Here is a 25,456-nt window from a genome sequence, read left to right on the forward strand (position 1 = left end):
CTAAGAGAAATACAGGGAAAATGCTTAATCACCCGGCCTTATAAGGCCGGGTGATAGCGTCCGCACGGTACAATCAGCGGCGTATGGGAAACCGGATCACTGATGATCACACATGACATACCGAACACCTGCTTAACCAACTCGGTACTCATGATATCAACCGGTTTCCCCTGGCTGACAACCTGCCCCGCGCTCATCACAATCAGATGATCCGCGTAACGGCATGCCTGATTGAGATCATGCAGTACGGCGATTAATGTTCGTCCGTGCTGCTGGTTCAGCATGCAAAAGAGATCGAGCAGTTCAATCTGATGAGCAATATCCAGCCAGGTTGTCGGCTCATCCAGCAATAACAGCGGCGTTTGCTGAGCCAGCACCATCGCGACCCAGACGCGCTGCCGTTGGCCGCCGGATAATTCATCCACGCTACGTTCGGCCAGATCACTGACACTGGTAGCGCTCATCGCCTGCTCCACCGCATCCCGATCCGTCCGACTCCATTGGCGGAGTAATGTCTGATGAGGATAGCGGCCACGAGCGACCAGATCGGCCACCGTGATATTATCCGGCACTATCGCCTGTTGCGGCAACAGCCCGATCCGACGAGCCAATACCTTGGTGGGGATCTGCTGGATGCTTTTACCATCCAGCAATACTTCTCCCGCCAACGGCTTCAACAGCCGACACAGAGCCCTCAACAGGGTTGATTTACCACAGGCATTGGGGCCGATAATTACGCTGAACTGGTTTTCAGGGATCGTGATGCTCAAATCCTGAGTAATGATTTTTTTGTCGTACCCGAGTGTCAGACTCGCGGCATGCAGAAGATGCGTCATGGATATTTTACTCTTTTGACGGTTAACGCCGTGACTCACGAACAAGCAGCCAAATCAGGTAAATCCCCCCGATGCTGATGGTAACCGCGCCCACCGGTAGCTGTATGCCAGTAAAGGCATGCTGAGCGGTCATATCAGCCAACAGCAACAATATGGCGCCAATCATGGCTGATGAAAATAACGGAACGGAACTGGCCTGCATTAAACGGCGGGCGATTTGTGGCGCGGCCAGCGCGATAAAGGCGATTGGGCCAGTTGCCGCCGTCACCACGGCGGTCAGAATGACACCGAGCAACATCAGCCACAACCGACTGGCCTCCGCGCTAACCCCCAGCGCACGGGCGCTGTCATCCCCCATCTCCAGCAGTTGCAGACGTTTCCCCATCAGTAACGCCATCGCAATGGTGACGGGAATAATCATAACGGCAGGCTGCCCTTTGGCCCAGGTAACGCCATTTAACGATCCTGTTCCCCACAGTGCGGCTGTCATCACACTCTCCAGCGATCCGGTAATGATTAGCCAGGTATTGAAAGCGGCCAGGATCGCACTGATCGCAATACCGACAATGATCAGCCGAAATCCTACAATGCCTTCACGCCATGCCAGCAGATAGACCGCCACGGCGGTGAGGATGCCGCCGATCAGTGCGCCACTGGCAATTTCGTAATAGCCGCCATTAAGTAAAATAATGGTGACTAACGCACCGGCATAGGCGCCGCTGCTAAAGCCGATAATGTCAGGACTACCCAATGGATTACGAATAATGGATTGAAAAATCGCACCACTGACGCCCAGGCCAGCCCCCAGCAATAAAGCCATCACCACTCTAGGGGCTCGCCACTGCGTAACAACGGTGACGATGCCCTGACTCGCTTCGCCGGTCAACGCCCGCCAGACATCGAACGGCGATAATTGCAGAGTACCGAGGCAGATTGCCAGAACAACCAGCAGCATACCTGCAATAAACAGCAGACCATTTATACATATCACGCGGCGTGACAGCCGACCGCTTATTACGCCATAAGGCGCGCTGAGATAGATCGTTTTGGTCGTCATATTTTCCTCAGGCTTTACGTTGACGAACCAGCCAAATCAATACCGGCGCGCCAATAAATGCGGTAACAATCGACACCCGCAGTTCGCCCGGCACCAACAGACGACCAGTGATATCCGCGCACAGCAGCAGAATCGGGGCGAACAGCAGGGAGTAAAGCAGGATCCAGCGCTGATCCGGTCCGGCCCACCAACGAGCAATATGCGGGATCATCAAACCGACGAAGCCAATAGGACCGACCAGCGCGGTGGCGGAACCGCACAACAGCATCACCGCCAGCATCGCCAGACAGCGAACCAGGATGATATTAGTGCCGAGCGCAGTCGCAATATCTTCCCCCATACTGAGCGTATTCAGTGACCGGGCGCTCATCAAGGCCAGCAGGCAACCAAGAATAATCATTGGCGTCACCAGCGCGATATTGTGCATGGAGCGGATATCCAGCGTACCGGCTTCCCAGATCCGTAATTGATCAAACGCGTCTGGATTAAGCAAGGAAATGGCGGAAGTCATACCGGTTAATACCGCGCTTAAAGCAACGCCAGCGAGTGTTAGCTGGACTGGGTTGATGCGTCCGCCGCTCAGCGTGCCGATAACCCAGACCGCAATGCTGGTAATCAGCACGCCCGCCCAGGCGAAGCCAAGCCAGGATGCCATGCCGGTGATCCCGAACAAGGTGATGCCAATAACAATGGCAAAGCTGGCTCCGGCGTTGACGCCCAGAATACCAGGGTCCGCCAGCGGATTACGCGTCAACGCCTGTATTACCGCACCGGCGCCGCCCAGCGCCATGCCGACAATAATTCCGGCCAGCGTGCGGGGAAGGCGGGCATAGAGAATAATGGTGCTATCAGCATTGCTCACCTGCCCCGTCAGGCTGTGCCAGACGGTGTGCGGAGGAATTGATTTGGCGCCCAGCATCAAGCTGGCGACAGCGACCAACGCAATAGCACACACCGCTATCACCACACCGGACAGGCGGCGCAAACGGTCGCGACGAGAAAAAAAAGCGACCAGTCGTGCTGTATCGTAGTGGATCTGGTGATGTGACATTCCCGATAACAACCCCTAAAAAGCGAATGTTTATGATTATAGTTATCATTAACGTTAGATTTTAGCTATGGTACCATGACGCTTTCATCAAAAACATTGACGCAATCGCCTGTTTGTCGGATTAACGTGTAGCGGGTTCATAGGAACCGTTGTCAATTTCTGTTTGGATAATCATGGCTAAATCATCCATTCTGCTTGATTTCAGTTTGCTGAAAAACAATGCGCATTTTAGGGCGATATTCATCGCACGCATGTTGTCCGTCTTTGCTCTCGGCATGTTGACGGTCGGCGTTCCCGTACAGATACAGGCGATGACCGGCTCCACGCTTCAGGTGGGGATCGCGGTGGCGCTTGACGGCATCGGCATGTTCGTAGGGTTGATACTGGGAGGCGTGCTGGCGGATCGTTTCGATCGCCGTAAGCTGATTCTGTTCGCCAGGGGAACCTGTGGGCTGGGTTTTGTCGCACTCAGTATCAATGCTTTTTCCGCCACGCCGTCGCTAATAGCGCTGTATGTGCTGGCAGCCTGGGATGGATTTTTCGGCGCCCTGGGAATGACGGCGCTGATGGCGGTGATCCCGCTGTTGGTAGGAAGAAAACATCTCCCCGCCGCTGGCGCGCTAAGTATGTTAACCGTCAGGCTAGGCGCCATTCTGTCACCCGCGTTGGGTGGAATTATTATTGTTGCGGGCGGCGTGGGGTGGAATTTTGCCATCGCCGCCATTGGAACGCTGGCCACACTGCTTCCTCTGGTGCGCTTGCCAACCATGAAGCCGGAATATCAGGAACCGGAACATCCGTTACGCGCATTAGCGAGCGGGGTGAAATTTGTTTGCGCCCATAAAATCGTCGGCAGCGTAGTACTGATTGGTATGCTGGTGAGCATCGTGGGAGCGATGCGCGTCCTTTTTCCCGCATTGGCTGCCGATGTCTATCACGCAGGCCCTTCCGCTATCGGGCTAATGTATTCTGCGGTTCCACTGGGCGCCATGTTAGGCGCCTTCACCAGCGGCTGGGTATCACAGGCCCAGCGACCGGGCAGGATATTGCTGTGTTGCGCCATCGGCGCGTTTCTCTGCGTTGCTTCGTTGGGGCTGGTGGGTAATCTCATTCCCGCCCTGCTCGCTCTGGTATGCTACGGTTACCTGAACGCAATAACTTCTTTATTACAGTTTACGTTAATCCAAAGCCATACGCCGGACCATTTGCTGGGCCGGGTAAACAGTCTGGGTACCGCACAGGATGTCACCGGCGATTCAATAGGCGCATTAGGGTTGGGGATGATGGGGAAAGTATTAACACCGGTCGTGAGCATTCTGTCATTCGGCGGTGCCGCTGCGCTGTTATGCTTACTGCTGGCCGTTTGCATACGTCCACTACGCCACTGCACGATGGGCGATCCGGCATTATTACGCGAAACAGAGGCACAACCCGCTGACGAGAACAACGCCCCTGCGCGTCAGAACTAATACGCATTTATCGCGTAGCGAAATGCCGTTCAATATTACTGAGCATATTGCTGGCGCTGTAGTAGTCCAGCCGAAAGGTATCGGTTCCCATCGCCCAGATAGTGCGTTCCCTGACCGGTTCCAGATGACTGAGGAACGGATTACCCAACACGGCGCTGATGATACTGTCATCCGCTGAAAACAGTAGCAGGCTCTTACCATTCAGACTCTCCGCGGTGCTTTCACCGGAAATCTGCACAATATCCTGGCGCTTGCCTTGTTTGGTTTCCGTCTTTATCCCCTCTGGCAACGTGGCAAGCTGAAAGCCCAACTCAGTTAGCAATTGTCCCTGAGCCGATGCTTTCGTCCAGATGTTTACCCCGCGCCCGTCTTCATAATAGACCACGGCAGAGACGGGTTGCGGGGGTAACGTAATCGCCTGTTTTACCGCCCGCACCCGTTGTTCAAATTGCGCGATAACACTGTCGGCATCCGCTTCATGTCCGGTGGCGATCCCTAACTGCCGGGCCAATTGCTGCCAACTCTTATCGCCATAGTCAATCACCAATGTCGGAGCAATCGTCGTCAGTTGATCGTACAGCTTGAGGGCCGAATCACCGCCAGTAGCCGCAATGACGATCAAATCCGGGGAAACCGCGGCAACCGCCTCAGCATTAGGTTCGGTAATATAGAGCGGTTTCACGCCCCGTTCCGCGGCTTCTTTACTCCATTGAGAGAAAAATCCCTGGTTATCGGCAACGTTCGAACTCGGGCTGGTCGCGCCAGAAGCGATCACCGGGGCGTTAATGGCTAACAGAGAACCGGTGATCGTCACGCTGGTTGATGCAATTCGCTGAGGTGGGTGGGATAAGGTCAGCGGCCCTTTAGCGGTCTGAACGGTGCGCGGCCAACCTTCATGTTGGGTCGTAACAGACTCAGACGAGGAAATATCACCGTTATCGCAACCGCTTGCCATAACCACAAGAAATGCGCCACAAACAATGACCGCTATTCTGCGAAAAATCAGGTTCAACGCACCAGACATAACCGGACGATTCCTCCCAAAATGGACATCAGATAAGTTAGCCGCGCCCGCGGGCTTAACGGTAAACGCTTAAAACAACCGCGTGAATTAGCCTTTCTTTTGATCTTCGTTATCAGCGCCGGCATCGTTCTCCACGCCATCATCCTCATTAACCGGCGTACTGGCCGTGAGAAAATAAGGCGATTGCTGCCAACGGGTACGGCGGTTCTGCAACAGCGTTCTCGTCAGAATGATGCCGATCGCCAGCGATAACAATATCATCAGGCGCAATATATTGGTGGTGTTATCCACTTGTTTGGCTTCTGTCGCCAGAACGTGGGTATCAAGAGTAATGCGCAGAAAGCCTATCGGCCCGTCCTTGCCCTCAATCGGCTGCACCAGTTGATGATTGGAATAACTGCCGACCCGATTGCCGTCCAGCGCCAGCCGATCGCGCAATTGAACCTGTTCGCCCGCGTTGGCGACCAGCGATCCATCCTGCTGATAAATACCGGCATCCAAAATCCGGCTATGTTCCGTGAGTTGCTTGAGTATGTCGTTAATTTTCTGGTTATTATCCCCCACGCTATCCAGCAACGGCGCGAGGCTGTATGCCACCTGTTTGGTCAGGGTGCGCGCCAACTCATCAACCTGTTCGGAGCGCGCCATCTGGCGGCTCAGGCTGAAATAGGAGGCCCCCTGCATCAGTATCACCAGCAGAGCCAGACAAATCAGCACAATGGCTGTGCGATGCAGGCGAAATTTTACCCGAGTCCTGACCATGATAATCCTTAGGCGATTTGGATACTTTATGTTGCCAGAAGAGCCGACGATAGGATAGCTTGTTGCCCTGTTTTCCGATGGATATGTTTGTGGTTGCGATCCGGTATCAGAAAACCGACAGATACCCCATTCTATGCCACCCAATGACCGCCAGTAGAGGATTTATCCCATGTCGAATAGTCTGACCTATCGTGATCTCCCAAATGAGATTAACTGTTGGCCGGGACTGCCGCTATCACTGAGCGGCGATGAAGTGATGCCGCTCGATTACCGCGCCGGAGACACTGGCTGGTTGTTGTATGGCGATGTACTCGACAAGAATCTGCTTTCCCGCTATCAGCGTAAACTGGGCGCGGCGATGGTGATTGTCAGCGCCTGGAACGTGGGAGATTATCAGGTCGTGCGATTGGCGGGTTCACTGACGCCGCGCGCCACCAAGCTGGCGCATGAACTGAGCATGGATGTCGCGCCGATGCGCAACGCGCCCACCCTGCGCGCGCCCGGCCTGCTGGTGATGGATATGGATTCCACCGCGATTGAGATTGAATGCATTGATGAAATCGCGCGGCTGGCGGGAACGGGCGAATTGGTTGCCGACGTCACCGAGCGCGCGATGCGCGGAGAACTGGATTTTTCCGCCAGTCTGCGCCAGCGCGTCGGCACATTAAAAGGCGCCGACGCCAATATTCTGCAAGAGGTGCGTAAAGACTTGCCGCTGATGCCGGGTCTGACCAATATGGTCAGTCAACTTCAGGCGGCTGGCTGGCATGTAGCCATCGCCTCAGGCGGGTTTACCTATTTCGCCGATTATCTGCGTGAAAAACTGGGTCTGGTGGCGGCCGTCGCCAATGAAATGGGGATGTGGGATGGTAAACTGACCGGCGAAGTCATCGGCCCGATTGTCGATGCGAAATATAAGGCCGCCACGCTGCGTGAACTGGCGGAAAAACTGGATATTCCCTTGCAGCAGACGGTCGCTATCGGCGATGGCGCCAACGATCTGCTGATGATCAAAGCATCAGGTCTGGGCATTGCCTATCATGCCAAACCCAAAGTCAACGAACAGTCCGCCGTGACCATCCGTCATGCCGACCTGACCGGGGTGTTGTGTATCCTCAGCGGCAGCATGCGGCACGAAGAACGCTAATCGAAACGAGGTAACTTGTGGCAAAAGCCGTCAAACGCGCCTTTGTATGTAATGAATGCGGGGCGGATTATCCACGCTGGCAGGGACAGTGCAGCGCCTGTCATGCCTGGAATACCATTACCGAAGTTCGTCTGGCGGCAACCTCGTCCTCGCAATCCGATCGTCTGACCGGCTATGCGGGGGAAAGCGCCGGCGTCTGTCGGGTACAAAAACTCTCGGAAATCAGTCTTGAGGCGCTGCCTCGCTTTTCCACCGGTTTTCAGGAATTTGATCGCGTGCTGGGCGGCGGCATGGTGCCGGGCAGCGCGATTTTGATCGGCGGTAATCCGGGGGCGGGAAAAAGCACCCTGTTGTTGCAAACGTTGTGCAAACTGTCCGAACAGATGAAAACCCTGTACGTAACCGGGGAAGAATCGTTGCAGCAGGTGGCGATGCGCGCCCATCGTCTCGGCTTGCCCGCTCACAATCTAAATATGTTGTCTGAAACCAGCATCGAACAGATTTGCCTGATTGCCAAGCAGGAACAGCCAAAGCTGATGGTGATCGACTCTATTCAGGTGATGCATCTGGCGGATATTCAATCCTCGCCCGGCAGCGTCGCCCAGGTCCGCGAAACCGCGGCCTACCTGACCCGTTTCGCCAAAACCCGTGGCGTCGCCATTATTATGGTCGGTCATGTCACCAAAGATGGTTCGCTGGCCGGCCCGAAAGTGCTGGAACATTGTATCGACTGCTCGGTATTGCTGGATGGCGATGCCGATTCCCGTTTCCGTACCCTACGCAGTCACAAGAACCGCTTTGGCGCCGTCAACGAACTGGGTGTTTTCGCCATGACCGAACAGGGATTGCGCGAAATCAGCAATCCGTCGGCGATTTTCCTCAGCCGCGGCGACGAGATCACTTCCGGCAGTTCGGTGATGGTGGTCTGGGAAGGCACGCGCCCGTTGCTGGTGGAAATTCAGGCGCTGGTGGATCAATCCATGATGGCGAACCCGCGTCGGGTCGCGGTGGGGCTGGAACAGAACCGTCTGGCGATCCTGCTGGCGGTGCTGCATCGTCATGGCGGTTTGCAAATGTCGGATCAGGATGTGTTCGTCAACGTCGTCGGCGGCGTCAAAGTAACGGAAACCAGCGCCGATCTCGCCCTGTTGCTGTCGTTGGTCTCCAGCCTGCGCGACCGTCCGCTGCCGCAGGATCTGGTGGTGTTTGGCGAGGTCGGGCTGGCGGGTGAAATCCGCCCGGTGCCCAGCGGTCAGGAACGCATTGCGGAAGCGGCCAAGCACGGTTTCAAACGCGCGATTGTCCCCCACGCCAACATGCCGAAAAAACCGCCGGCCAATATGCAGGTTTTCGGCGTCAAAAAGCTGGCTGACGCATTGGATATTCTCAACGATTTGTAACGTCGCGGAGTTCCGAGCCCCGCCATAAAACAGCGATTCATCCGCTGCCCTGTGGTATCTTGTTTAGTACGCTAAACAGGAGTGTCGGACTATGTCCCCATTTGAGTATTTAAAATCCGCCATTCGGCAAAAGGGATGTACTTTACAGCAAGTCGCCGATGCGACGGATATGACCAAAGGCTATCTCAGCCAGTTGCTCAACGCCAAGATCAAAAGCCCCAGCGCTCAGAAACTGGAAGCGCTGCACCGTTTTCTCGGTCTGGAATTTCCCCGGCATGAAAAAAAGATTGGCGTCGTCTTCGGCAAGTTTTATCCCCTGCATACCGGCCACATCTATCTGATTCAACGCGCGTGCAGCCAGGTGGACGAACTGCACGTCATTCTGGGTTATGACGAACCGCGTGACCGCCTGCTGTTTGAAAATAGTTCCATGTCGCAACAGCCGACCGTCAGCGATCGCCTGCGCTGGCTGCTGCAAACCTTTAAATATCAGAAAAATATCCGCATTCATGCCTTTAATGAACAAGGGATGGAACCGTATCCGCACGGCTGGGACATTTGGAGCCAGGGCATTCAGGCTTTTATGCGGGAAAAAAATATCGAACCCAATTTCGTCTATACCAGCGAAGAGCAGGACGCGCCGCAATACCGTAAACAACTGGGGATCGAAACGGTTCTGATCGATCCTCAGCGCTCCTTCATGAGCATCAGCGGATCGCAAATCCGCCACGATCCTTTCCGCTACTGGGAATATATCCCCACCGAAGTCAAACCGTTCTTTGTGCGCACGGTCGCTATTCTGGGCGGAGAATCCAGCGGGAAATCCACGCTGGTGAACAAACTGGCCAACATCTTCAACACCACCAGCGCCTGGGAATATGGCCGCGACTACGTGTTCTCCCATCTGGGCGGCGATGAAATGGCGCTGCAATACTCCGACTACGACAAAATCGCGCTCGGTCAGGCGCAATACATCGATTTTGCCGTCAAATACGCCAACAAAGTGGCTTTTATCGATACCGACTTCGTGACGACACAGGCATTCTGCAAAAAGTATGAGGGCCGCGAGCATCCGTTCGTTCAGGCGTTGATTGACGAATATCGCTTCGATCTGGTGATTCTGCTGGAAAACAACACGCCGTGGGTAGCTGATGGGCTGCGCAGCCTGGGCAGTTCGTCCGCACGACAGGAATTTCAAAATCTGCTGAAAAGCATGCTGGCGGAGAATAATATCCGCTACATCCACGTTGAAGAATCAGACTATGACTCGCGTTTTCTGCGCTGTGTGGAACTGGTGCAGCAAATGCTGGGACATAAAAGGTAGACCACACTGTTAAATCGTTGTCAGGCCGGTTTGCCCGTCAGCATAACTCAACCGGCAGGACGCGGGCTGATTCAACAACGCCCCTAAAAAACCCCGTTCCATCTTCAGCAAGAACAACTTGTTGGGATTAGCTATTCGCCCAGCGAACGCGATAAACACGCGTTTCTCAACATGCACTGCATGCTGACGAACAAAACACCAGTAAAAAGCAATACCGCGATCAGACCGTCATAACCGAATAAAGTAATGACCGCTCCGGAGAGAAGCGGGCCGGTAATACTGCCGGCAGACCAGAACAGCCCCAGCAGTGAATTCATCACAATCAGTCGCTGACCGACAAATATCTGACCAGCCCGAACCAGGGAAAGTGTGTAGAGGCCTCCAGCCGCCGCACCAAGGATGATACAGATTGAAGCCAGAAGTGTTGGGGAGGGAAATGAAAATATTAATAATAACAGCATGATACAGAAAACAACGCCACAACCGATGTGGGTTTTTATGATGCCGCATTTGTCCGCCAGCCAGCCAATCGGCGTCTGGAATAAGGCATCCCCCAGAAAGATGAGCGTTACCAATAATATCGCGGATTTTTCGTCCAAACCTTGCGCCACGCCATAGAGTGGAAAGAGGGAGAGTATGCTGGCATCAAAGAAAGCAAAACAGAATACGCCAGATGCAATCGCAGGTAGAAAAGGGATAAGACTCCGGTAAGAGGCGGACGATCTTTCCTCTGCCCGGATCATATCGGCACAATTTTTCAGCATTAGCGCACAAACGCCAGATACGCCGCAAATCAGCCACAAGGCATATATTTGAATATTCTCCCCGGCGGCGATAAGCAATGGCCCCAACAACTGACACCCGGTGAAAACCGAGGTATAGACCCCAGTCAACGTCGCCTTGTGCTTGTCTGAAGCGCGGCTGGTAATCCAGCTTTCCCCCAGTACCACAAGAAGCCCCGACGCCAGTCCGGTCAGCAAACGGGGTAGGATGAGCAACAGTGGATGCGAGAGCAGATAGGATGCAACGGTTGACGCCGCAAGGATAATAAGGCTACTCGATAAAAGATATCTGGCGTGCAGGCGACGGCTGAGCAATGGCGTGATAAAAGAGGATAACATCATTCCGGCGGCGGGCAGCGCCGCCAGAATACCGAGCGTCGCGGTACTGTGTCCTTGCTGTGCAAGCTTCAGGCTGATCAAAGGCAATGTATAGCCAGTAACCAGCCCCACCAGGGACGCGGCGATTATCATGTTCAGGGTCGTAAAACGGGAGCTACGAGGGTTTTCTGTCATTGCGCTTCCAGTGCGGGTTTAACAAATCACATCACCACCGCCAACAACGTGACGGCGTAATAATCTCCGGCAGCGGGATATCCCAAGGCTCGGTTGGCAAACAGTCAACCAACTGGCAATCATGGGCCAGTCCAATCGGGTAAGGCCCCTGCCGCGACCAATCCTGCAACGTGCGATCATAGAAACCGCCGCCCATGCCCAAGCGTTGTCCCTGACTGTCAAACGCCACCAGCGGCGTCAGCAACACATCCAACCGGCGCAGCGGCAGCACCTGCCGCACATCCAGCCGCGGTTCCAGAATTTTCAGACGATTCAAAACCAGTTCGCTATCCGGCATATAACGCAGGAACAGCAAATGCCCGGCGCTGAACGGATGCAATACCGGCAGATAAACCCGTTTACTCTGCCGCCATAGCTGCTGGATCAGCGGTTGTGTATCCAGTTCGCCATCGAATGAGAGAAACGCCGCGATGCTGTCGGCCTGCGTTATTTTCGGGTGACGACACACCTGATCCATCGCCTGCTCCGCGAAGAGGGCCTGCTGATCAGGCGTGAGTTGACGACGACGCTGGCGTACATCCTGACGGATTTGCTGGCGACGTTGAGCGCAAGAAAGGGATGAGGCGAATGACGGAGTGGGATGCATACGAAAATGAGGGCCGTAGCCGTAATGATCACGCGTGAAACAAAGGGGATCTCCGAGATGCCGCCGCAGGCTGTAACCCTTGAACCCTTGGTTCAAGGTGAACATAACGTCGCAGTCTTAAGGCTTCTCGGACGAACCGAGCGTGCTCACCAACCACGGAGCATTACATTCTGTTGGTTTGAAATATCGGCTCAGGGGACTGGCCCGCTGACAAACATCTCAGAGAAATTTTATTCGTAACTCACAAAAACCTTATCACGTCTTATCGCGTAAAAACACCGTACTTTTGTCAAATTTCGATGTTATTCAAACTGCGGTCCCTGACGTTCGGTAATCCGTCCCTGCTCCAACAAAGCCTGTTCGATGGTCTGTTGCAGCATACGGATACGCTGCTCCATATTCGCCGCATAATCACGGGTTTTACCCCGTTCCTGCGCCAGTTCATGGCACACGTTCAGCGCGGCGATAAACACCAGTTGCTCGGTATTTGTGACTCTAGTGCGAACTTTAAGATCTTGCAACCGCTGGTTAAGATCTTCCGCAGCCTGATTCAACGCATCCTGTTGTTCTGGCGGACAGTTGACTCTTAACGAACGGCCAAAAATCTGAATATCTACCGGTTGTGCAGACATGCCACCTTCCTGCCTTATTTCGTTTTCGCGCCCGCAGGGAATTTAATCCTGCGCTGCCCGGCATCGGGCCAGTTAAAGCGGGCGCCACTATATATATCCCCACTATAAGATACAAGCCCTTTCTGGTATCCCTACCGGGCTTGGTGGTAGCATAACACGAACTAATCCTGCCAACGATGACGAATCCGCATGTCTATAGAGAATACGTTTCCAGGCTATGAAGCCCTTGACCAATTGCTTCACCAGCAGCAAATCGCCCTCACCGCCGCAGAAATGCATGGTTTGATTAGCGGCCTGCTGTGCGGCGGCAACCACGACGACAGTTGGCGTACCCTGGTGTTTGAATTGACCAACGAAGGCATGGCCTTCCCGCAAACGCTGGCCCAGCCAATCCAGCATCTGTATCAGGTTACGCGTGAAATGCTGGAAGACGAAGGTTTCATGTTTCAGCTTTTCCTGCCTGACGATAACAACGAACCGGTCACGGTATTTGACCGGGTGGATGCGCTGGCCGACTGGGTAAACCATTTTTTGCTGGGCCTGGGCGTGGCTCAACCGCGACTGAACAAAGCCGAAGGCGAATTGAAAGAAGCCATTGATGATTTACGCAACATCGCCCAGTTAGGTTACGACGAAGATGAAGATCAGGAAGAACTGGCGCAGTCACTGGAAGAAGTGACTGAATATGTTCGAGTCTCGGCCATTTTGTGTCATAACGAATTTACCAGCCAACCGGTTGTGGCGCCTGAGCAGAAAAAACCGACGCTGCATTGATTTTTCGCCAGTCGCAGCAACGGCTCGTCCCACAGCACGGAATATTTTCAGGAGCAGGTGATGAATCCACAAGAATTCCTTCGTCGTCGTCAGACGCTGCTGGAGAAAATGGCGCCAGCCAGTGCCGCGATTATGTTTGCCGCGCCTGAAACCACGCGTAATGCCGACAGTGATTATCCCTATCGTCAGAACAGCGATTTCTGGTATTTCACCGGATTCAATGAACCGGAAGCGGTGCTGTTGCTGGTTAAAAGCGATGAAAAACACCACCATAGCGTGCTATTCAACCGTGTGCGCGATCTGACGGCGGAAATCTGGTTTGGTCGTCGTCTGGGCCAGCAAGCCGCGCCCGCCAAACTGGGCGTCGATCGGGCGCTGCCATTTAATGAAATCGGCGACCAGCTACATTTGCTGCTCAACGGTCTGGACGTGATTTATCACGCGCAGGGGCAATACGATTACGCCGACAACCTGCTATTTTCCGCGCTGGAAACGTTGCGTAACGGCGCCCGCAAAGGTTTTATCGCCCCGCCGACCGTCACCGACTGGCGTCCGTGGGTTCATGAAATGCGGTTGTTCAAATCACAGGCGGAAATTGACGTGATGCGGCGCGCAGGGGAAATCACCGCGCTGGCCCACACACGCGCCATGCAGACTTGTCGTCCCGGTATGTTTGAATATCAGCTTGAAGGGGAAATTCATCACGAATTCACCCGTCACGGCGCGCGTTATCCCTCTTACAATACCATCATCGGCAGCGGCGATAACGCCTGCATTCTGCATTACACCGAAAATGAATCTCAAATGCGCGATGGCGATTTAGTGTTGATCGACGCCGGATGCGAATACCGCGGCTACGCGGGCGATATTACCCGCACGTTCCCTGTCAATGGCAAATTTACCGCGCCGCAACGAGCAATCTACGACATCGTGCTGCGCTCGCAACTCAAGGCGCTGGCGCTATTCGCGCCCGGTCGCAGCATCCGCGAGGTCACTGACGAAGTAGTGCGTATCATGGTGAGCGGGCTGGTTCAGTTGGGCATCCTGAGAGGTGAGGTGGACACGTTGATCTCTGAACAGGCGCACCGTCAATTCTTCATGCATGGGCTCAGCCACTGGCTGGGGCTGGATGTGCACGATGTCGGCGATTATGGTTCCACCGATTGGGGTCGTCCGCTCGAACCCGGCATGGTGCTGACGGTTGAACCCGGTCTGTATATCGCGCCGGATGCTAACGTGCCTCAGCAATATCGGGGCATTGGGATTCGTATTGAAGATGACATTCTGATCACCGCAACCGGCAACGAAAACCTGACGTCCGGCGTGGTGAAAGATGCCGATGAAATCGAAGCGCTGATGGCGCAACGGCATTCCGCTCAGCAATCGATTTCAGGATGACAACATGACGGTAATGATTGTTGGTGGTGGAATGGCGGGCGCGACGTTGGCGCTGGCGATATCCACGCTCTCGCAAGGGAAAGTCCCCGTGGATCTGATCGAGGCGATATCACCGCTCGAACGTCAGCATCAGGGCTTTGACGGCAGAGCGATTGCTCTGACGGAAGGCACCAGCGAGCAACTGGAAACCATCAGCATCTGGCAGAGGCTGGCGGGCTGCGCCACCGCGATAACCGACATTCACGTCAGCGATCGCGGCCACGCCTGCTTTGTTAATCTGAAAGCCGCAGACTATCGCGTGCCGTCGCTGGGCCATGTTGTCGAACTGCACGAAGCGGGTCAGCGGCTGTTCTCTCTGTTACAGCAGGCGCCCGGCGTGCGTCTGCATTGTCCGGCGCAAGTGGTGGACGTGGCCCGCACGTCAGACAAGGCCATGCTGACGCTGGATAACGGGACGGTGCTGACCGGGCAACTGATGGTGGCGGCCGACGGCAGCAATTCGATGCTGGCGGCATCATGCGGTATTCAGTGGCAACAGCGGGACTATGAGCAAATCGCCGTTATCGCCAACGTGACGACCAGCGAACCCCATCGAGGACGCGCGTTCGAGCGTTTTACGGCACAAGGTCCGCTGGCGATGTTGCCCATGAGTAAAGGCCGTAGTTCACTGGTGTGGTGCCATGCCAACAGCCAGCAGGCGCAAGTTGATAGCTGGCATGAAGATGAATTCCGTCAGCAGTTGCAGCAGGCGTTTGGCTGGCGTTTGGGGGCGATCGTCCACATCGGCGAGCGCCACAGCTATCCGTTACGATTACTCACGGCCAGTCAGCATATCAGCCACCGGCTGGCATTGGTGGGCAACGCGGCTCAGACGCTGCACCCGATCGCCGGACAAGGCTTTAATCTGGGTTTGCGGGATGTCATGTCGCTGGCGGAAACGGTGGTGGACGCCATGCGACATCATCAGGATCCGGGCTGCTACCGCGTGCTTAGCCGCTACCAGCAACGACGCCAATCGGATCAGCAAACTACCGTGGCGTTAACCGACGGGCTGGTCAGACTTTTCGCCAACCGCTATACCGCACTGGAAATTGGCCGTAATCTGGGGCTGATGGCCATGAATAATCTGCCGTTGATGCGCGATGCGCTTGCCCGTCGCACGCTTGGCTGGGTTGAGCGTTAATCACAATTTTCGGCGGAACATAACAGGAAAAGTTTATGCAATCATTCGACGTGGTTATTGCCGGGGGCGGCATGGTTGGTCTGGCGCTCGCCTGCGGTTTGCAAGGTAGCGGCCTGCGCATTGCCGTTCTCGAAAAACAGCCGCTTAACGCGCACGCGCCTGAAAACGCGCGCGCCTTGCGCGTTTCCGCCATCAACGCCGCCAGTGAGAGCCTGTTGCGTCATCTGGGCGTGTGGGACAGCCTCGTCGCACAGCGCGCCAGCTCTTATAACGCGATGGAAGTCTGGGATAAAGACAGCTTCGGCAAAATCCATTTCAGCGGCGAAGAATTTGGCTTTTCACGCCTCGGCCATATTATCGAAAATCCTATCATTCAGCAGGCGCTGTGGCACAAGGCTGACCAGTCCGGCGATATCACACTGCTGACGCCCGCGGTGTTAAAACAGGTCGCCTGGGGAGAAAACGAAGCCTTTATCACTTTGCAGGATGACAGCATGCTGACCGCGCGTCTGGTGGTCGGCGCCGACGGCGCGCACTCTTGGCTGCGTCAGCATGCGGATATTCCGCTGACTTTCTGGGATTACGGTCACCACGCGCTGGTCGCCAATATCCGTACCGCCGCCCCGCACCACGCCGTGGCGCGTCAGGTGTTTCATGGCGATGGTATTCTGGCGTTTCTGCCGCTTAACGATCCGCACCTCTGTTCGATTGTCTGGTCACTCGCGCCGCAACAAGCCCAGGTGATGCAAACCCTATCCGAAGAGGCGTTTAACCAGCAATTGTCGATGGCCTTCGATATGCGACTGGGATTATGCAAACTTGAAAGTGAACGACAAACGTTCCCATTAATGGCGCGTTACGCCCGCAGTTTCGCGGCGCATCGCTTGGTGCTGGTCGGCGATGCGGCGCACACTATTCATCCTCTGGCGGGCCAGGGGGTAAATCTCGGTTTTATGGATGTGGCGGACCTGATTGCGGAATTGAAACGCCTGCAAACACAGGGCAAAAATATTGGTCAGCATCTGTATCTCAGGCGCTATGAACGCAAACGTAAGCACCGCGCCGCCGTCATGCTCGCCAGTATGCAGGGTTTCCGGGATCTGTTCGCTGGCGAAAACCCGGCGAAAAAGCTATTGCGCGACGTGGGGCTGGTACTGGCTGACAAGTTGCCCGGCGTTAAACCGACGCTGGTGCGTCAGGCAATGGGGTTACATGATTTGCCAGCCTGGTTGAATGAGGGTAAATAATCCGACGCCTTGACTCGCCGCATCTGCGGCGAGTCAAGGCACGTTATAAATCCGGCCCGACCCTTACCACCAGTTTGCCGAAATTGCGTCCTTGCAATAGGCCGATAAACGCTTCCGGCGCGTTTTCCAAACCATCGACCAGATGTTCCCGGTATTTGATCTTGCCTTCCGTCACCCACTGGGAAACGACTTGCCAGAATTCGTCAAAACGATGGCCGTAGTCATCAAAAATAATGAATCCCTGCATCCGAATACGTTTCTTCAACAGGGTCGCGGTCAGCAATGGCAGACGATCGGGGCCGTCAGGCAAGTCTGTCGAATTATAACCGGAAACCAACCCACAGAGCGGAATACGCGCACAGGTATTCAACAACGGCAATACCGCATCGAATACTTTGCCGCCGACATTCTCAAAATAGATATCGATCCCTTGCGGGCAGGCTTGTTGTAGCTGTTCGGCAAAATCCGCCGCGTGGTGATCGAGGCACACATCAAACCCCAGCACCTCAACCGCATGACGACATTTCTCCGCACCGCCGGCGACGCCAACAACGTGACATCCCTTCAGTTTACCGATCTGCCCGACTGTCGCGCCTACCGGCCCCGTGGCCGCCGCCACTACCAGTGTTTCACCGGCTTTAGGCTGTCCGATGTCCATCAGCCCCATGTAGGCGGTAAACCCCGGCATTCCCAAAATCCCCAGCGCATAGGAGGGATTGGACGGCGATTGCCCCAGATTTTTTATGCCTTCGCCATTGGAAACGATGTAATCCTGCCAGCCGCCGGGCGCCACAACCCAATCTCCCACCTGATAATCGGGATGTTTTGAATTCGCTACCCGACTGACGGTGGTGCCCACCATCGCCTCGCCCAACTCAACGGGTTTGGCGTAAGACGGCGCGTCGCTCATACGGCCACGCATGTAAGGATCAAGAGAAAGAAAAACCGAATGCAGCAGCACTTCACCCTGATTAACTTCAGGAATGGCTTGCTGTTCCAGACGGAAATTGGCTGGCGTGGGAGCACCGTGTGGACGCTGCGCCAGCACGATGCGGCGATTGTATTGATCGTTTTGCGACATGCGTTTTCTCCTTTAAGTTAAGAATCAACGAGTTATGCCATTAACCACAATCAACAGCAAATGATAAGCATAGTTCACGCCACCACATTACACCGTGCGCCCCGCTGAAAAGTACCAAGCCGAGTTAAATCTGACGTGATTTTGCGTTTATGACTAAAATGTTATTACTGCGGGCAAACTCAGACAGATTTGCTTTTCTCGTAGCGGGAAACCTTATCCAGATAGCCCATGACAAAAGCAGACAGCACGAACGTCAAATGGATAATCACGTACCACATCAGCTTGTTGTCCGGGATGTTGCGCGCATCCATAAAAACGCGCAGCAAATGGATGGAAGAGATCGCCACAATCGACGCGGCCACTTTATTCTTCAGCGAACCGGAGTCCATCTTGCCAAGCCAGTTCAGCTTCTCCCTGTTATCGGAGATATCCAGAGCCGACACAAAGTTCTCATAACCAGAAAGCATCACCATCACCAGCAACCCGCCCACCAGCGTCATATCGATCAGCGACAACAGCGTCAGCACCAAATCGGATTCGGCCATAACGAAGACCTGGGGCAGGACGTGATAGACCTCCTGGAAAAATTTAAGCATCAGCGCCAGCAAGCCAAGCGACAACCCCAAATAAATGGGAGCCAGCAACCAACGCGATGTATACATCAAATTTTCAATAAAACGTTCCATGATTCTCATTATGCAGGTTAGGGAAATCGCAGGCATCATAGCGAAAAGCTTAAGACAGTGTGAATCAAATATCAGTACATCGCGGCAGATTTCTCTCAAAAAATACCGTCATGGAACCCTGAATACCAAAGCGGAGGCCGACATTGTACTTTCTTTGGGGCGGGCGTTCACTGATGCTGTCCATTTAGCCCGGTCATGATATCGCTAAGCATTCAACCGCAGCAACGCCCCCTAAAAGAAGAGGGCATGACTTATGACTGGCCTAAATGCCTCCGCCCAGCGATTGCCAAAGCGTGATGCGGTTTTCATAATCGGTTTGCTTCAGCGAGATTAAATCCTGCTGGGCGGCATAAAGCGTCCGTTGCGCCACCAGCATGTTCAGGTAGCTGTCCACGCCGTTGCGGTAGCGTAAATCCGATAAATGGTAGCTTTTCATCGCGGCGGCGACATAGGCATCCTGAGCATCCAGCCGTTCTTGCAGGGTAGCCCGGCTGGCCAGCGCATCGGCCACATCTTTAAACGCGCTCTGAATCGCCTTTTCATAAGCGGCGATATAGCCCTTCTTTTCAGCCTCGGCGTAGCGCAATGCCGCGAGATTTTCCCCACCGGCGAAAATGGGCAGGGTCAGGCTCGGGGCGAATGACCACACATTACTCCCGTGACCGAACAAGTTGGACAGGGAACTGCTGCCGACCCCGGCGCTGGCGGTCAGCGTCAGGCTGGGGAAAAAAGCGGCCCGCGCGCTACCAATATCCGCATTGGCGCTTTTAAGCTCATGCTCGGCTTCCTGGACATCCGGACGGCGAAGCAATACCTCGGACGAGACGCCGGACGGCACGATGGTAATGGCGCCCTCCAGCGGTTCCAGGGTGTCGGGCAGCAGCGAGTCAGGCATTGATTCGCCGACCAGCAGATTCAACGCGTTGATGTCCTGGGCCACCGAGGTGGTATAACCTGCCACATCGCCCCGGGCTTGCTGATAGATGGTAATGGCCGAGTTAACCGCCGTACCGTCGTCCGCCCCCAGTTCAAGGCGCCGTTTCGTTACTTTCACGGTATCCGCCGCGCTCTGCATGGTGACTTTTGCCAGCGCCAGGCTGCTTTGATCGGCGGCGAGGGTAATCCAGGCCGTCGTCGTCTCCGCAATCAGGGTAATGCGGGTATTTTTGGCGGTCGCGGCGGAGGCCAGCCAGCTCTCTTTGGCTGCCCGGGATAAGCTGCGGTTTTTACCAAACAGATCGAGTTCAAAGGAACTGACGCTGCCGCTGGCCTCGGCGCTGCCGCTTATCTCGGATACCCCGTTGCTGATGGAACGGCTGCGACTGGAGCTTAACCCTGCGTCCAGCGCGGGGTAGAGGGCCGCTTTCTTCTCCCCATACAACGCCCGCGCCGCCTCAATATCCGCGATGGCCTGGCGTAAATCACGGTTCGATTTTAACGCCCGGCTCACCACCTGCTTCAATCGGTCGTCCTTGACGGTAGCCTGCCACTCGGTTAACTCCAACTGCGGTTGGGTGCTCTGCCCATTGGGCCATACGGCCGGCACGGGCGCGGCGGGGCGCACATAATGAGGATCCAGTGAAATACAGCCTGCCAGTAATAGCGTGGACGCAATAAGCATTTTCCTCAGCATGACGATTTACTCCCCACAACAGCCACTTTGGTAACGACTTTTTTCACTAACACAAAAAATAACGGCACGAAGAAAATAGCCAGGAAGGTGGCGGTCACAGTTCCGCCCACGATGCCGGTGCCAATCGCTATCCGGCTGTTGGCGCCTGCGCCGGTGGAAATCGCCAGGGGTAATACGCCGGCGATAAAGGCAAATGAGGTCATCAAAATCGGCCTCAACCGCGTTCTGGCCGCGGCAAAGGCGGCCGCGCCCACTGATTTACCCTGATTGAGGGCCGCCTCGGCGAACTCGACGATCAAGATGGCGTTTTTGGACGACAAACCGATGGTGGTCAGCAACGCCACCTGGAAATAGACATCGTTATCCAGGCCGCGCAAGGTGGCCGCGGTCACGGCACCCACCACCCCCAGCGGGATAACCATCAGCACCGAGAGCGGTACGGACCAGCTTTCATACAGAGCCGCCAGACAGAGGAAAACCACCAGGATGGAGAAACCGTAAAGTAAACCCGCCTGCCCGCTGGCCATTCTTTCCTGCAGGGACAATCCGCTCCAGGAATAGGTCGCGCCGGCAGGCAGGGCCTTCGCCAGCGCTTCCATTTTATCCAACGCGGCGCTTGAACTGGTGCCGGTCGCGCCTTCCCCCTGGATTTCATAGGAGGACGAACCGCCATAGCGGGTCAGCGTATCGGCGCCCGAGGTCCAGCGGGTCGTGGCGAAGGCGGAGAAGGGGGTCATGTCATCGTTGCCGCCCTTAACGAACCAATGATTAAGGTCATCAGGTTTGGACCGGAATTGGCTGTCGCCCTGGAGGTAGACTTTTTTAACCCGGCCGCTGGACAGGAAATCATTGACGTAGGTACCGCCCCAGCCGCTGCTGAGCGTGGCGGTGACATCGCTGATGGATAATCCCAGGGCGACCGCTTTGGCGGTATCGATTTCCACATTGAGCTGGGGCATTTCAGGTAGTTCATTGGCGCGAACCGACGCCAGTTCACCCGAGGCTGAAGCGTCTTTGACCAATTGGTCGCGCAAGGTTTTCAGCTCGTCACGGGTAGTGGCGCCCATTGCCTGCAGCTCAAAGGTAAAACCGTTGGATTGGCCTAAACCATCCACCGCCGGCGGGACCAGGGTATAAATTTGCGCATCACGCACGCCGGCAAGATTTTTCATGGCACGGGTAGCAATGGACTGCGCCGTATTGTCGCTGCCGGAGCGCTCCGACCAATCCTTCAGGGCCACAAACGCCATACCCGCATTCTGCGCGCTGCCGCTGAAGTTAAAGCCGGAGATGGTGAAAATGACCTCGGTATTGGCTTTTTCCTTATCCAGGAAATACGCTTCCACCGCTTTACTTACCTGATTGGTCCGGTTCATGGTAGCCCCGGCGGGCAGGGTGTACTGAACCATCACGTCACCCTGATCCTCCACGGGTAAAAAACCGCCGGGCAGACGCATCAGCAATACGATCATGATGCCAGCGATGACCAGGTAAACCAGTATCGCCCGCGCCGGACGCCTGAGAATCCCCGCCACCTTGCGGCCGTATTTTGTTTCCGTTTTTTCATAAAACCGGTTAAACCCGCGGGCAAACCTGTTTTCATGCCCATCGGGCGCCTTGAGCAGCGCGCCGCACAGCGCCGGCGTCAGCGTGAGGGCCACCACCACCGACAGGATCATCGCGGAAACAATTGTCACCGAGAACTGGCGGTAGATAACGCCGGTGGAACCGCCAAAAAAAGCCATCGGCAGAAACACCGCGGACAGCACGATGGCGATGGCCACCAGCGCGCCGGAGATCTCGCCCATTGATTTCTCCGTCGCTTCAATGGCGGGCACCTTCTCCTCGCGCATAATGCGCTCGACATTTTCCACCACCACGATGGCATCATCCACCAGCAGCCCGATGGCCAGCACCATGCCGAACAGCGTCAGAGTATTAATGGAATAACCAAACACCGACAGCACGGCGAAGGTCCCCATCATGACCACCGGCACGGCAAGGGCGGGGATCAGGGTCGCGCGCACGTTCTGCAAGAAGATATACATCACGGCGATCACCAGCGCGATGGCGATTAACAGTGTTTCGACCACCTCGGTCACCGAAATTTTAATAAAGGCGGTATTGTCTTTGGGATAGGCGATTTCATAGCCTTGCGGCATGTTGCGCTGGAATTCCGCCAGCTTGGCTTTCACCTTGGTCGCGGTATCCAGGGCATTCGCCCCGGAGGCCAGCATTACCGCGATACCGGCGGCCGGATGGCCGTTTAAACGGGTGACGTTGCTGTAATCCTCGCTGCCGAGCTCGACACGCGCCACGTCGCCTAAATGCACAATCGCGCCGGCGCTATCGCTTTTAACAATGATGTCGCGAAATTGCTGGGGGGTTTTCAGGCGGGACATCGTTCTGACGGTAGCCGTCAACTGCTGGGCATCTGGCGAAGGCGGCGCGCCCACTTTGCCCGCCGACACTTGCGTGTTCTGCGCTTCAATCGCGGTTTCAATGTCGGAAGGCATCAGGCTGTAAGACGCCAGTTTTGCCGGGTCCAGCCAGATACGCATGGCATATTCCGAACCAAATACCTGCACGTCGCCGACGCCTTGCACCCGCGCCAGCGGGTCCTGAATATTACTTACCAGCCAGTCCGCAATATCGGTTCCCGAATGTTTATCCAATGCGTCGTAAAGCGCCATAATCAGCAGAAAGCTGGTTTGGCTTTTTTCGACGGTCACGCCCTGTGCGGTCACTTCCGCCGGCAAACGGGCTTCGGCCTGCTGAACTTTGTTTTGTACCTGTACCTGGGCGATATTGGCGTCGGTGCCCTGGGCGAAGGTGACGTTAATCGAAACTGTTCCGTCGGAGCTGCTGGTTGAACTGAAATAGAGCAAACCGTCCAGGCCGGTCAATTCCTGTTCAATCACCTGGGTCACGCTGTTTTCCAGCGTTTCCGCCGACGCGCCGGTATAGGTGGCGCTGATTTTAACGGTTGGCGGGGCGACATCGGGATATTGTCCAATCGCCATCTCCCGCAAGGCCATCGCGCCGGCAAGAACGATCAGAATAGCAATAACCCAGGCAAATACTGGCCGCCTGACAAAAAAACGAGAAAACAGCATTACGCTCCCTCGCTTTTATTGCTGATGACGACCGCTTTTACGCTCTCACCCGTTGTGACCTTACTGCGGCCTTCGACAATCAATTTATCGCCGGACGACAGGCCTTTGGTCACCAGCCAATGATCGCCAATCGCACGCGAGGTGGTCACCGAGCGCTGTTCAACCTTATTCTCTTTATCGACGATAAGCGCACTGCCATTGCCCGCCGAGTCGCGGGTGATGCCTTGCTGTGGCGCCAAAATAGCATCGTTAAGCGTGCCGTTAACGACACGGGTCCTGACAAACATGCCCGGCAACAGGATAAATCCTGGATTGGGAAACACCGCGCGCAGCGTTACCGAACCGGTGGCTTCATCCACCGCGACTTCAGATAATTGCAGCGTGCCTTTATGTGGATAAATGCTGCCATCCTCAAGCGTCAGAGTGACATTATCGATACTGTCTTTATTTTGCTGCAACGCCTGTTTACGCAAGGCGAGCAATTGGCTGCTGGATTGCGTCATATCCACATACATCCTATCCAGCGAGCGAATTGTCGCCAGCGCGGTGGTCTGTTCTGATGTCACCAGGGCGCCGGGCGTGACGGATGAAATTCCGATGTGCCCACTGATCGGGGCGGTGACGCGGGTCCAGGCCAAATTAATTTTGGCGGATTCGAGAGCGGCTTTTTTCTCAGCGACCGAAGCAACGTTTTGTTCATAAGTCGCGCGCGCATCTTCATACTCCTCCCTGGAAACGCCTTGCTCTTTTTCCAGGATGGCATAACGTTGCGCTTTTAATTTCGCCGCAGAGACAATGGTCTGTGCATTTTTTAAGGCCGCGGCCGCTTCATCGTAGGCGGCCTGATAACGTGACGGATCGATAAGATAAAGTATCTGACCTTCTTCAACGTCCTGTCCCTCAGTAAACAGCCGTTTTTGGATAATGCCGCCCACCTGGGGCCGAACATCGGCACTCAGCGTGGCGGTGGTGCGTCCGGTTAAATCGCTGGTGAGTGTAACGGGAGATAACTTTAATACGACGACCCCGACTTCAGTAGGCTCTGCAACCGCTGGTTCTTTTATTTCGTCGTCGCACGCGGTCAGGAAAATAATATTGAATACCAGAAACAAGTATTTGAAAAAGGTCATGTGATTCCAAATAAGGTGATATGGAGGAAAATCGCTCTCGACTATAACATTATCAGGCTATACGGGATCTTGGCGGAATGTAAAATAAACGTAATAAAGCCTGTCAATATTAAAATTAAACGCTTAAATCTGTACCTTTCGGTCTATTAGGTATATATCAATTTAGTTTTAGTAGCATGAACATTATTTGTATTCGTTATTAACCACCTGAATTTTGGTATTTTATTTAGCCAGATAAAAAAATAAATTACACAAATACACATATTGTCATACCTGATAACCATAAAAGCCCCAACTGGCACCACTCTATTCACATTAATGCTAATATTGTTTCAAAGGTAAAAATCGATCGTAATGATCAATAAGTGTATCATTGTCTGAAATGAAGACTTACTCTTACAGATCTTTATGATTTTTTATATATTCTTTAATAAGCATACAGTATAAATAACTGCGCCTAATAGTAGATCACTGAAGGGAACTCAATCCGGTTTGAGCGATCTGATCAATCGCCAAATCAAAACAAATCACCAACCGGACTGAGTTATGCCGATCATAGCATTCA

At 54.6% G+C, this 25,456-nt stretch carries 21 protein-coding genes and 1 other RNA gene; 8 read left to right on the plus strand and 14 right to left on the minus strand.

The features are described from left to right. Window positions 1-38: 38 nt before the first annotated feature. The 3 genes from DES54_RS09910 to fepD are packed head-to-tail and all read right to left on the minus strand — an operon-like array spanning window position 39 to window position 2,944. Entirely contained in the window at window positions 39-836 is a 798-nt protein-coding gene (locus tag DES54_RS09910; protein ID WP_113866943.1) for an ABC transporter ATP-binding protein, read from the minus strand. Window positions 837-858: 22 nt separating this feature from the next. Beyond that, window positions 859-1,893 (minus strand): iron-enterobactin ABC transporter permease, encoded by a 1,035-nt coding sequence (fepG, locus tag DES54_RS09915; protein ID WP_113866945.1) that lies wholly within the window; start codon window positions 1,891-1,893, stop codon window positions 859-861. A gap of 7 nt (window positions 1,894-1,900) precedes the next feature. Continuing rightward, entirely contained in the window at window positions 1,901-2,944 is a 1,044-nt protein-coding gene (gene fepD, locus DES54_RS09920) for a Fe(3+)-siderophore ABC transporter permease (RefSeq protein WP_113866947.1), read from the minus strand. Between the two features lie 173 nt (window positions 2,945-3,117). On the opposite strand from fepD, the gene entS reads away from it, so the two are divergent. Continuing rightward, window positions 3,118-4,413: an enterobactin transporter EntS gene (gene entS / locus DES54_RS09925; RefSeq protein ID WP_113866948.1), complete on the plus strand. Its 1,296-nt coding sequence runs from the start codon at window positions 3,118-3,120 to the stop codon at window positions 4,411-4,413. 7 nt (window positions 4,414-4,420) lie between these two features. On the opposite strand, the gene fepB is transcribed toward entS, so the two are convergent. Both fepB and DES54_RS09935 read right to left on the minus strand, forming a co-directional pair. Then, on the minus strand, window positions 4,421-5,437 hold the full coding sequence (gene fepB, locus DES54_RS09930) for a Fe2+-enterobactin ABC transporter substrate-binding protein (protein WP_113866950.1): 1,017 nt from the start codon (window positions 5,435-5,437) through the stop codon (window positions 4,421-4,423). A gap of 87 nt (window positions 5,438-5,524) precedes the next feature. Next, entirely contained in the window at window positions 5,525-6,199 is a 675-nt protein-coding gene (locus tag DES54_RS09935; RefSeq protein ID WP_113866952.1) for a YtjB family periplasmic protein, read from the minus strand. A gap of 169 nt (window positions 6,200-6,368) precedes the next feature. On the opposite strand from DES54_RS09935, the gene serB reads away from it, so the two are divergent. The 3 genes from serB to nadR all read left to right on the plus strand — a co-directional run bounded on the left by serB (window position 6,369) and on the right by nadR (window position 10,070). Beyond that, on the plus strand, window positions 6,369-7,346 hold the full coding sequence (gene serB, locus DES54_RS09940; protein WP_113866954.1) for a phosphoserine phosphatase: 978 nt from the start codon (window positions 6,369-6,371) through the stop codon (window positions 7,344-7,346). 17 nt (window positions 7,347-7,363) lie between these two features. Continuing rightward, the gene (gene radA, locus DES54_RS09945; protein WP_113866956.1) at window positions 7,364-8,746 is read left to right on the plus strand and encodes a DNA repair protein RadA; all 1,383 of its coding nucleotides are present in this window, start codon (window positions 7,364-7,366) and stop codon (window positions 8,744-8,746) included. 91 nt (window positions 8,747-8,837) lie between these two features. After that, window positions 8,838-10,070 carry a multifunctional transcriptional regulator/nicotinamide-nucleotide adenylyltransferase/ribosylnicotinamide kinase NadR gene (gene nadR / locus DES54_RS09950; protein ID WP_113866958.1) on the plus strand — a complete coding sequence of 411 codons (1,233 nt, stop codon included), beginning with the start codon at window positions 8,838-8,840 and terminating at the stop codon, window positions 10,068-10,070. Between the two features lie 131 nt (window positions 10,071-10,201). On the opposite strand, the gene DES54_RS09955 is transcribed toward nadR, so the two are convergent. The 4 genes from DES54_RS09955 to zapA all read right to left on the minus strand — a co-directional run bounded on the left by DES54_RS09955 (window position 10,202) and on the right by zapA (window position 12,643). Next, complete coding sequence (locus tag DES54_RS09955) at window positions 10,202-11,365, minus strand: MFS transporter (protein ID WP_113866960.1); 1,164 nt, start codon at window positions 11,363-11,365, stop codon at window positions 10,202-10,204. 31 nt (window positions 11,366-11,396) lie between these two features. Further along, window positions 11,397-12,011: a 5-formyltetrahydrofolate cyclo-ligase gene (locus DES54_RS09960; protein WP_113866984.1), complete on the minus strand. Its 615-nt coding sequence runs from the start codon at window positions 12,009-12,011 to the stop codon at window positions 11,397-11,399. A 45-nt stretch (window positions 12,012-12,056) separates the two neighbouring features. Next, a non-coding RNA gene (ssrS, locus tag DES54_RS09965) (6S RNA) lies at window positions 12,057-12,240 on the minus strand. Window positions 12,241-12,313: 73 nt separating this feature from the next. Continuing rightward, the gene (zapA, locus tag DES54_RS09970) at window positions 12,314-12,643 is read right to left on the minus strand and encodes a cell division protein ZapA (RefSeq protein ID WP_109053904.1); all 330 of its coding nucleotides are present in this window, start codon (window positions 12,641-12,643) and stop codon (window positions 12,314-12,316) included. Between the two features lie 189 nt (window positions 12,644-12,832). Between zapA and DES54_RS09975 the strand changes: the two genes are divergently transcribed. Genes DES54_RS09975 through ubiI form a run of 4 tightly spaced genes read left to right on the plus strand, consistent with a single transcriptional unit; the run spans window position 12,833 to window position 17,245 of the window. Beyond that, window positions 12,833-13,417: a YecA/YgfB family protein gene (locus DES54_RS09975; RefSeq protein WP_113866962.1), complete on the plus strand. Its 585-nt coding sequence runs from the start codon at window positions 12,833-12,835 to the stop codon at window positions 13,415-13,417. A gap of 60 nt (window positions 13,418-13,477) precedes the next feature. Next, window positions 13,478-14,815 (plus strand): Xaa-Pro aminopeptidase, encoded by a 1,338-nt coding sequence (pepP, locus tag DES54_RS09980; RefSeq protein WP_113866964.1) that lies wholly within the window; start codon window positions 13,478-13,480, stop codon window positions 14,813-14,815. Between the two features lie 4 nt (window positions 14,816-14,819). After that, on the plus strand, window positions 14,820-15,998 hold the full coding sequence (ubiH, locus tag DES54_RS09985; RefSeq protein WP_113866966.1) for a 2-octaprenyl-6-methoxyphenyl hydroxylase: 1,179 nt from the start codon (window positions 14,820-14,822) through the stop codon (window positions 15,996-15,998). Window positions 15,999-16,033: 35 nt separating this feature from the next. Further along, the gene (gene ubiI / locus DES54_RS09990) at window positions 16,034-17,245 is read left to right on the plus strand and encodes an FAD-dependent 2-octaprenylphenol hydroxylase (protein WP_113866968.1); all 1,212 of its coding nucleotides are present in this window, start codon (window positions 16,034-16,036) and stop codon (window positions 17,243-17,245) included. A gap of 43 nt (window positions 17,246-17,288) precedes the next feature. On the opposite strand, the gene curA is transcribed toward ubiI, so the two are convergent. From curA to DES54_RS10015, 5 genes are all read right to left on the minus strand, one after another. Further along, a complete protein-coding gene (curA, locus tag DES54_RS09995; RefSeq protein ID WP_113866970.1) occupies window positions 17,289-18,326 on the minus strand; it encodes an NADPH-dependent curcumin/dihydrocurcumin reductase in 1,038 nt (345 codons plus the stop codon). Window positions 18,327-18,505: 179 nt separating this feature from the next. After that, window positions 18,506-19,012, minus strand: a complete 507-nt coding sequence (locus tag DES54_RS10000) for a TIGR00645 family protein (RefSeq protein WP_113866972.1) — start codon at window positions 19,010-19,012, stop codon at window positions 18,506-18,508. A gap of 262 nt (window positions 19,013-19,274) precedes the next feature. Beyond that, the gene (locus tag DES54_RS10005; RefSeq protein WP_113866974.1) at window positions 19,275-20,645 is read right to left on the minus strand and encodes an efflux transporter outer membrane subunit; all 1,371 of its coding nucleotides are present in this window, start codon (window positions 20,643-20,645) and stop codon (window positions 19,275-19,277) included. Further along, complete coding sequence (locus tag DES54_RS10010) at window positions 20,639-23,758, minus strand: efflux RND transporter permease subunit (protein ID WP_113866986.1); 3,120 nt, start codon at window positions 23,756-23,758, stop codon at window positions 20,639-20,641. Before DES54_RS10010 ends, DES54_RS10005 begins: the two co-directional genes overlap by 7 nt. A 2-nt stretch (window positions 23,759-23,760) precedes the next feature. Further along, the gene (locus tag DES54_RS10015; RefSeq protein WP_113866976.1) at window positions 23,761-24,891 is read right to left on the minus strand and encodes an efflux RND transporter periplasmic adaptor subunit; all 1,131 of its coding nucleotides are present in this window, start codon (window positions 24,889-24,891) and stop codon (window positions 23,761-23,763) included. Window positions 24,892-25,456: the final 565 nt, after the last annotated feature.

Source organism: Brenneria salicis ATCC 15712 = DSM 30166, assembly GCF_003315515.1.
In the GTDB taxonomy this organism is placed as follows: domain Bacteria; phylum Pseudomonadota; class Gammaproteobacteria; order Enterobacterales; family Enterobacteriaceae; genus Brenneria; species Brenneria salicis.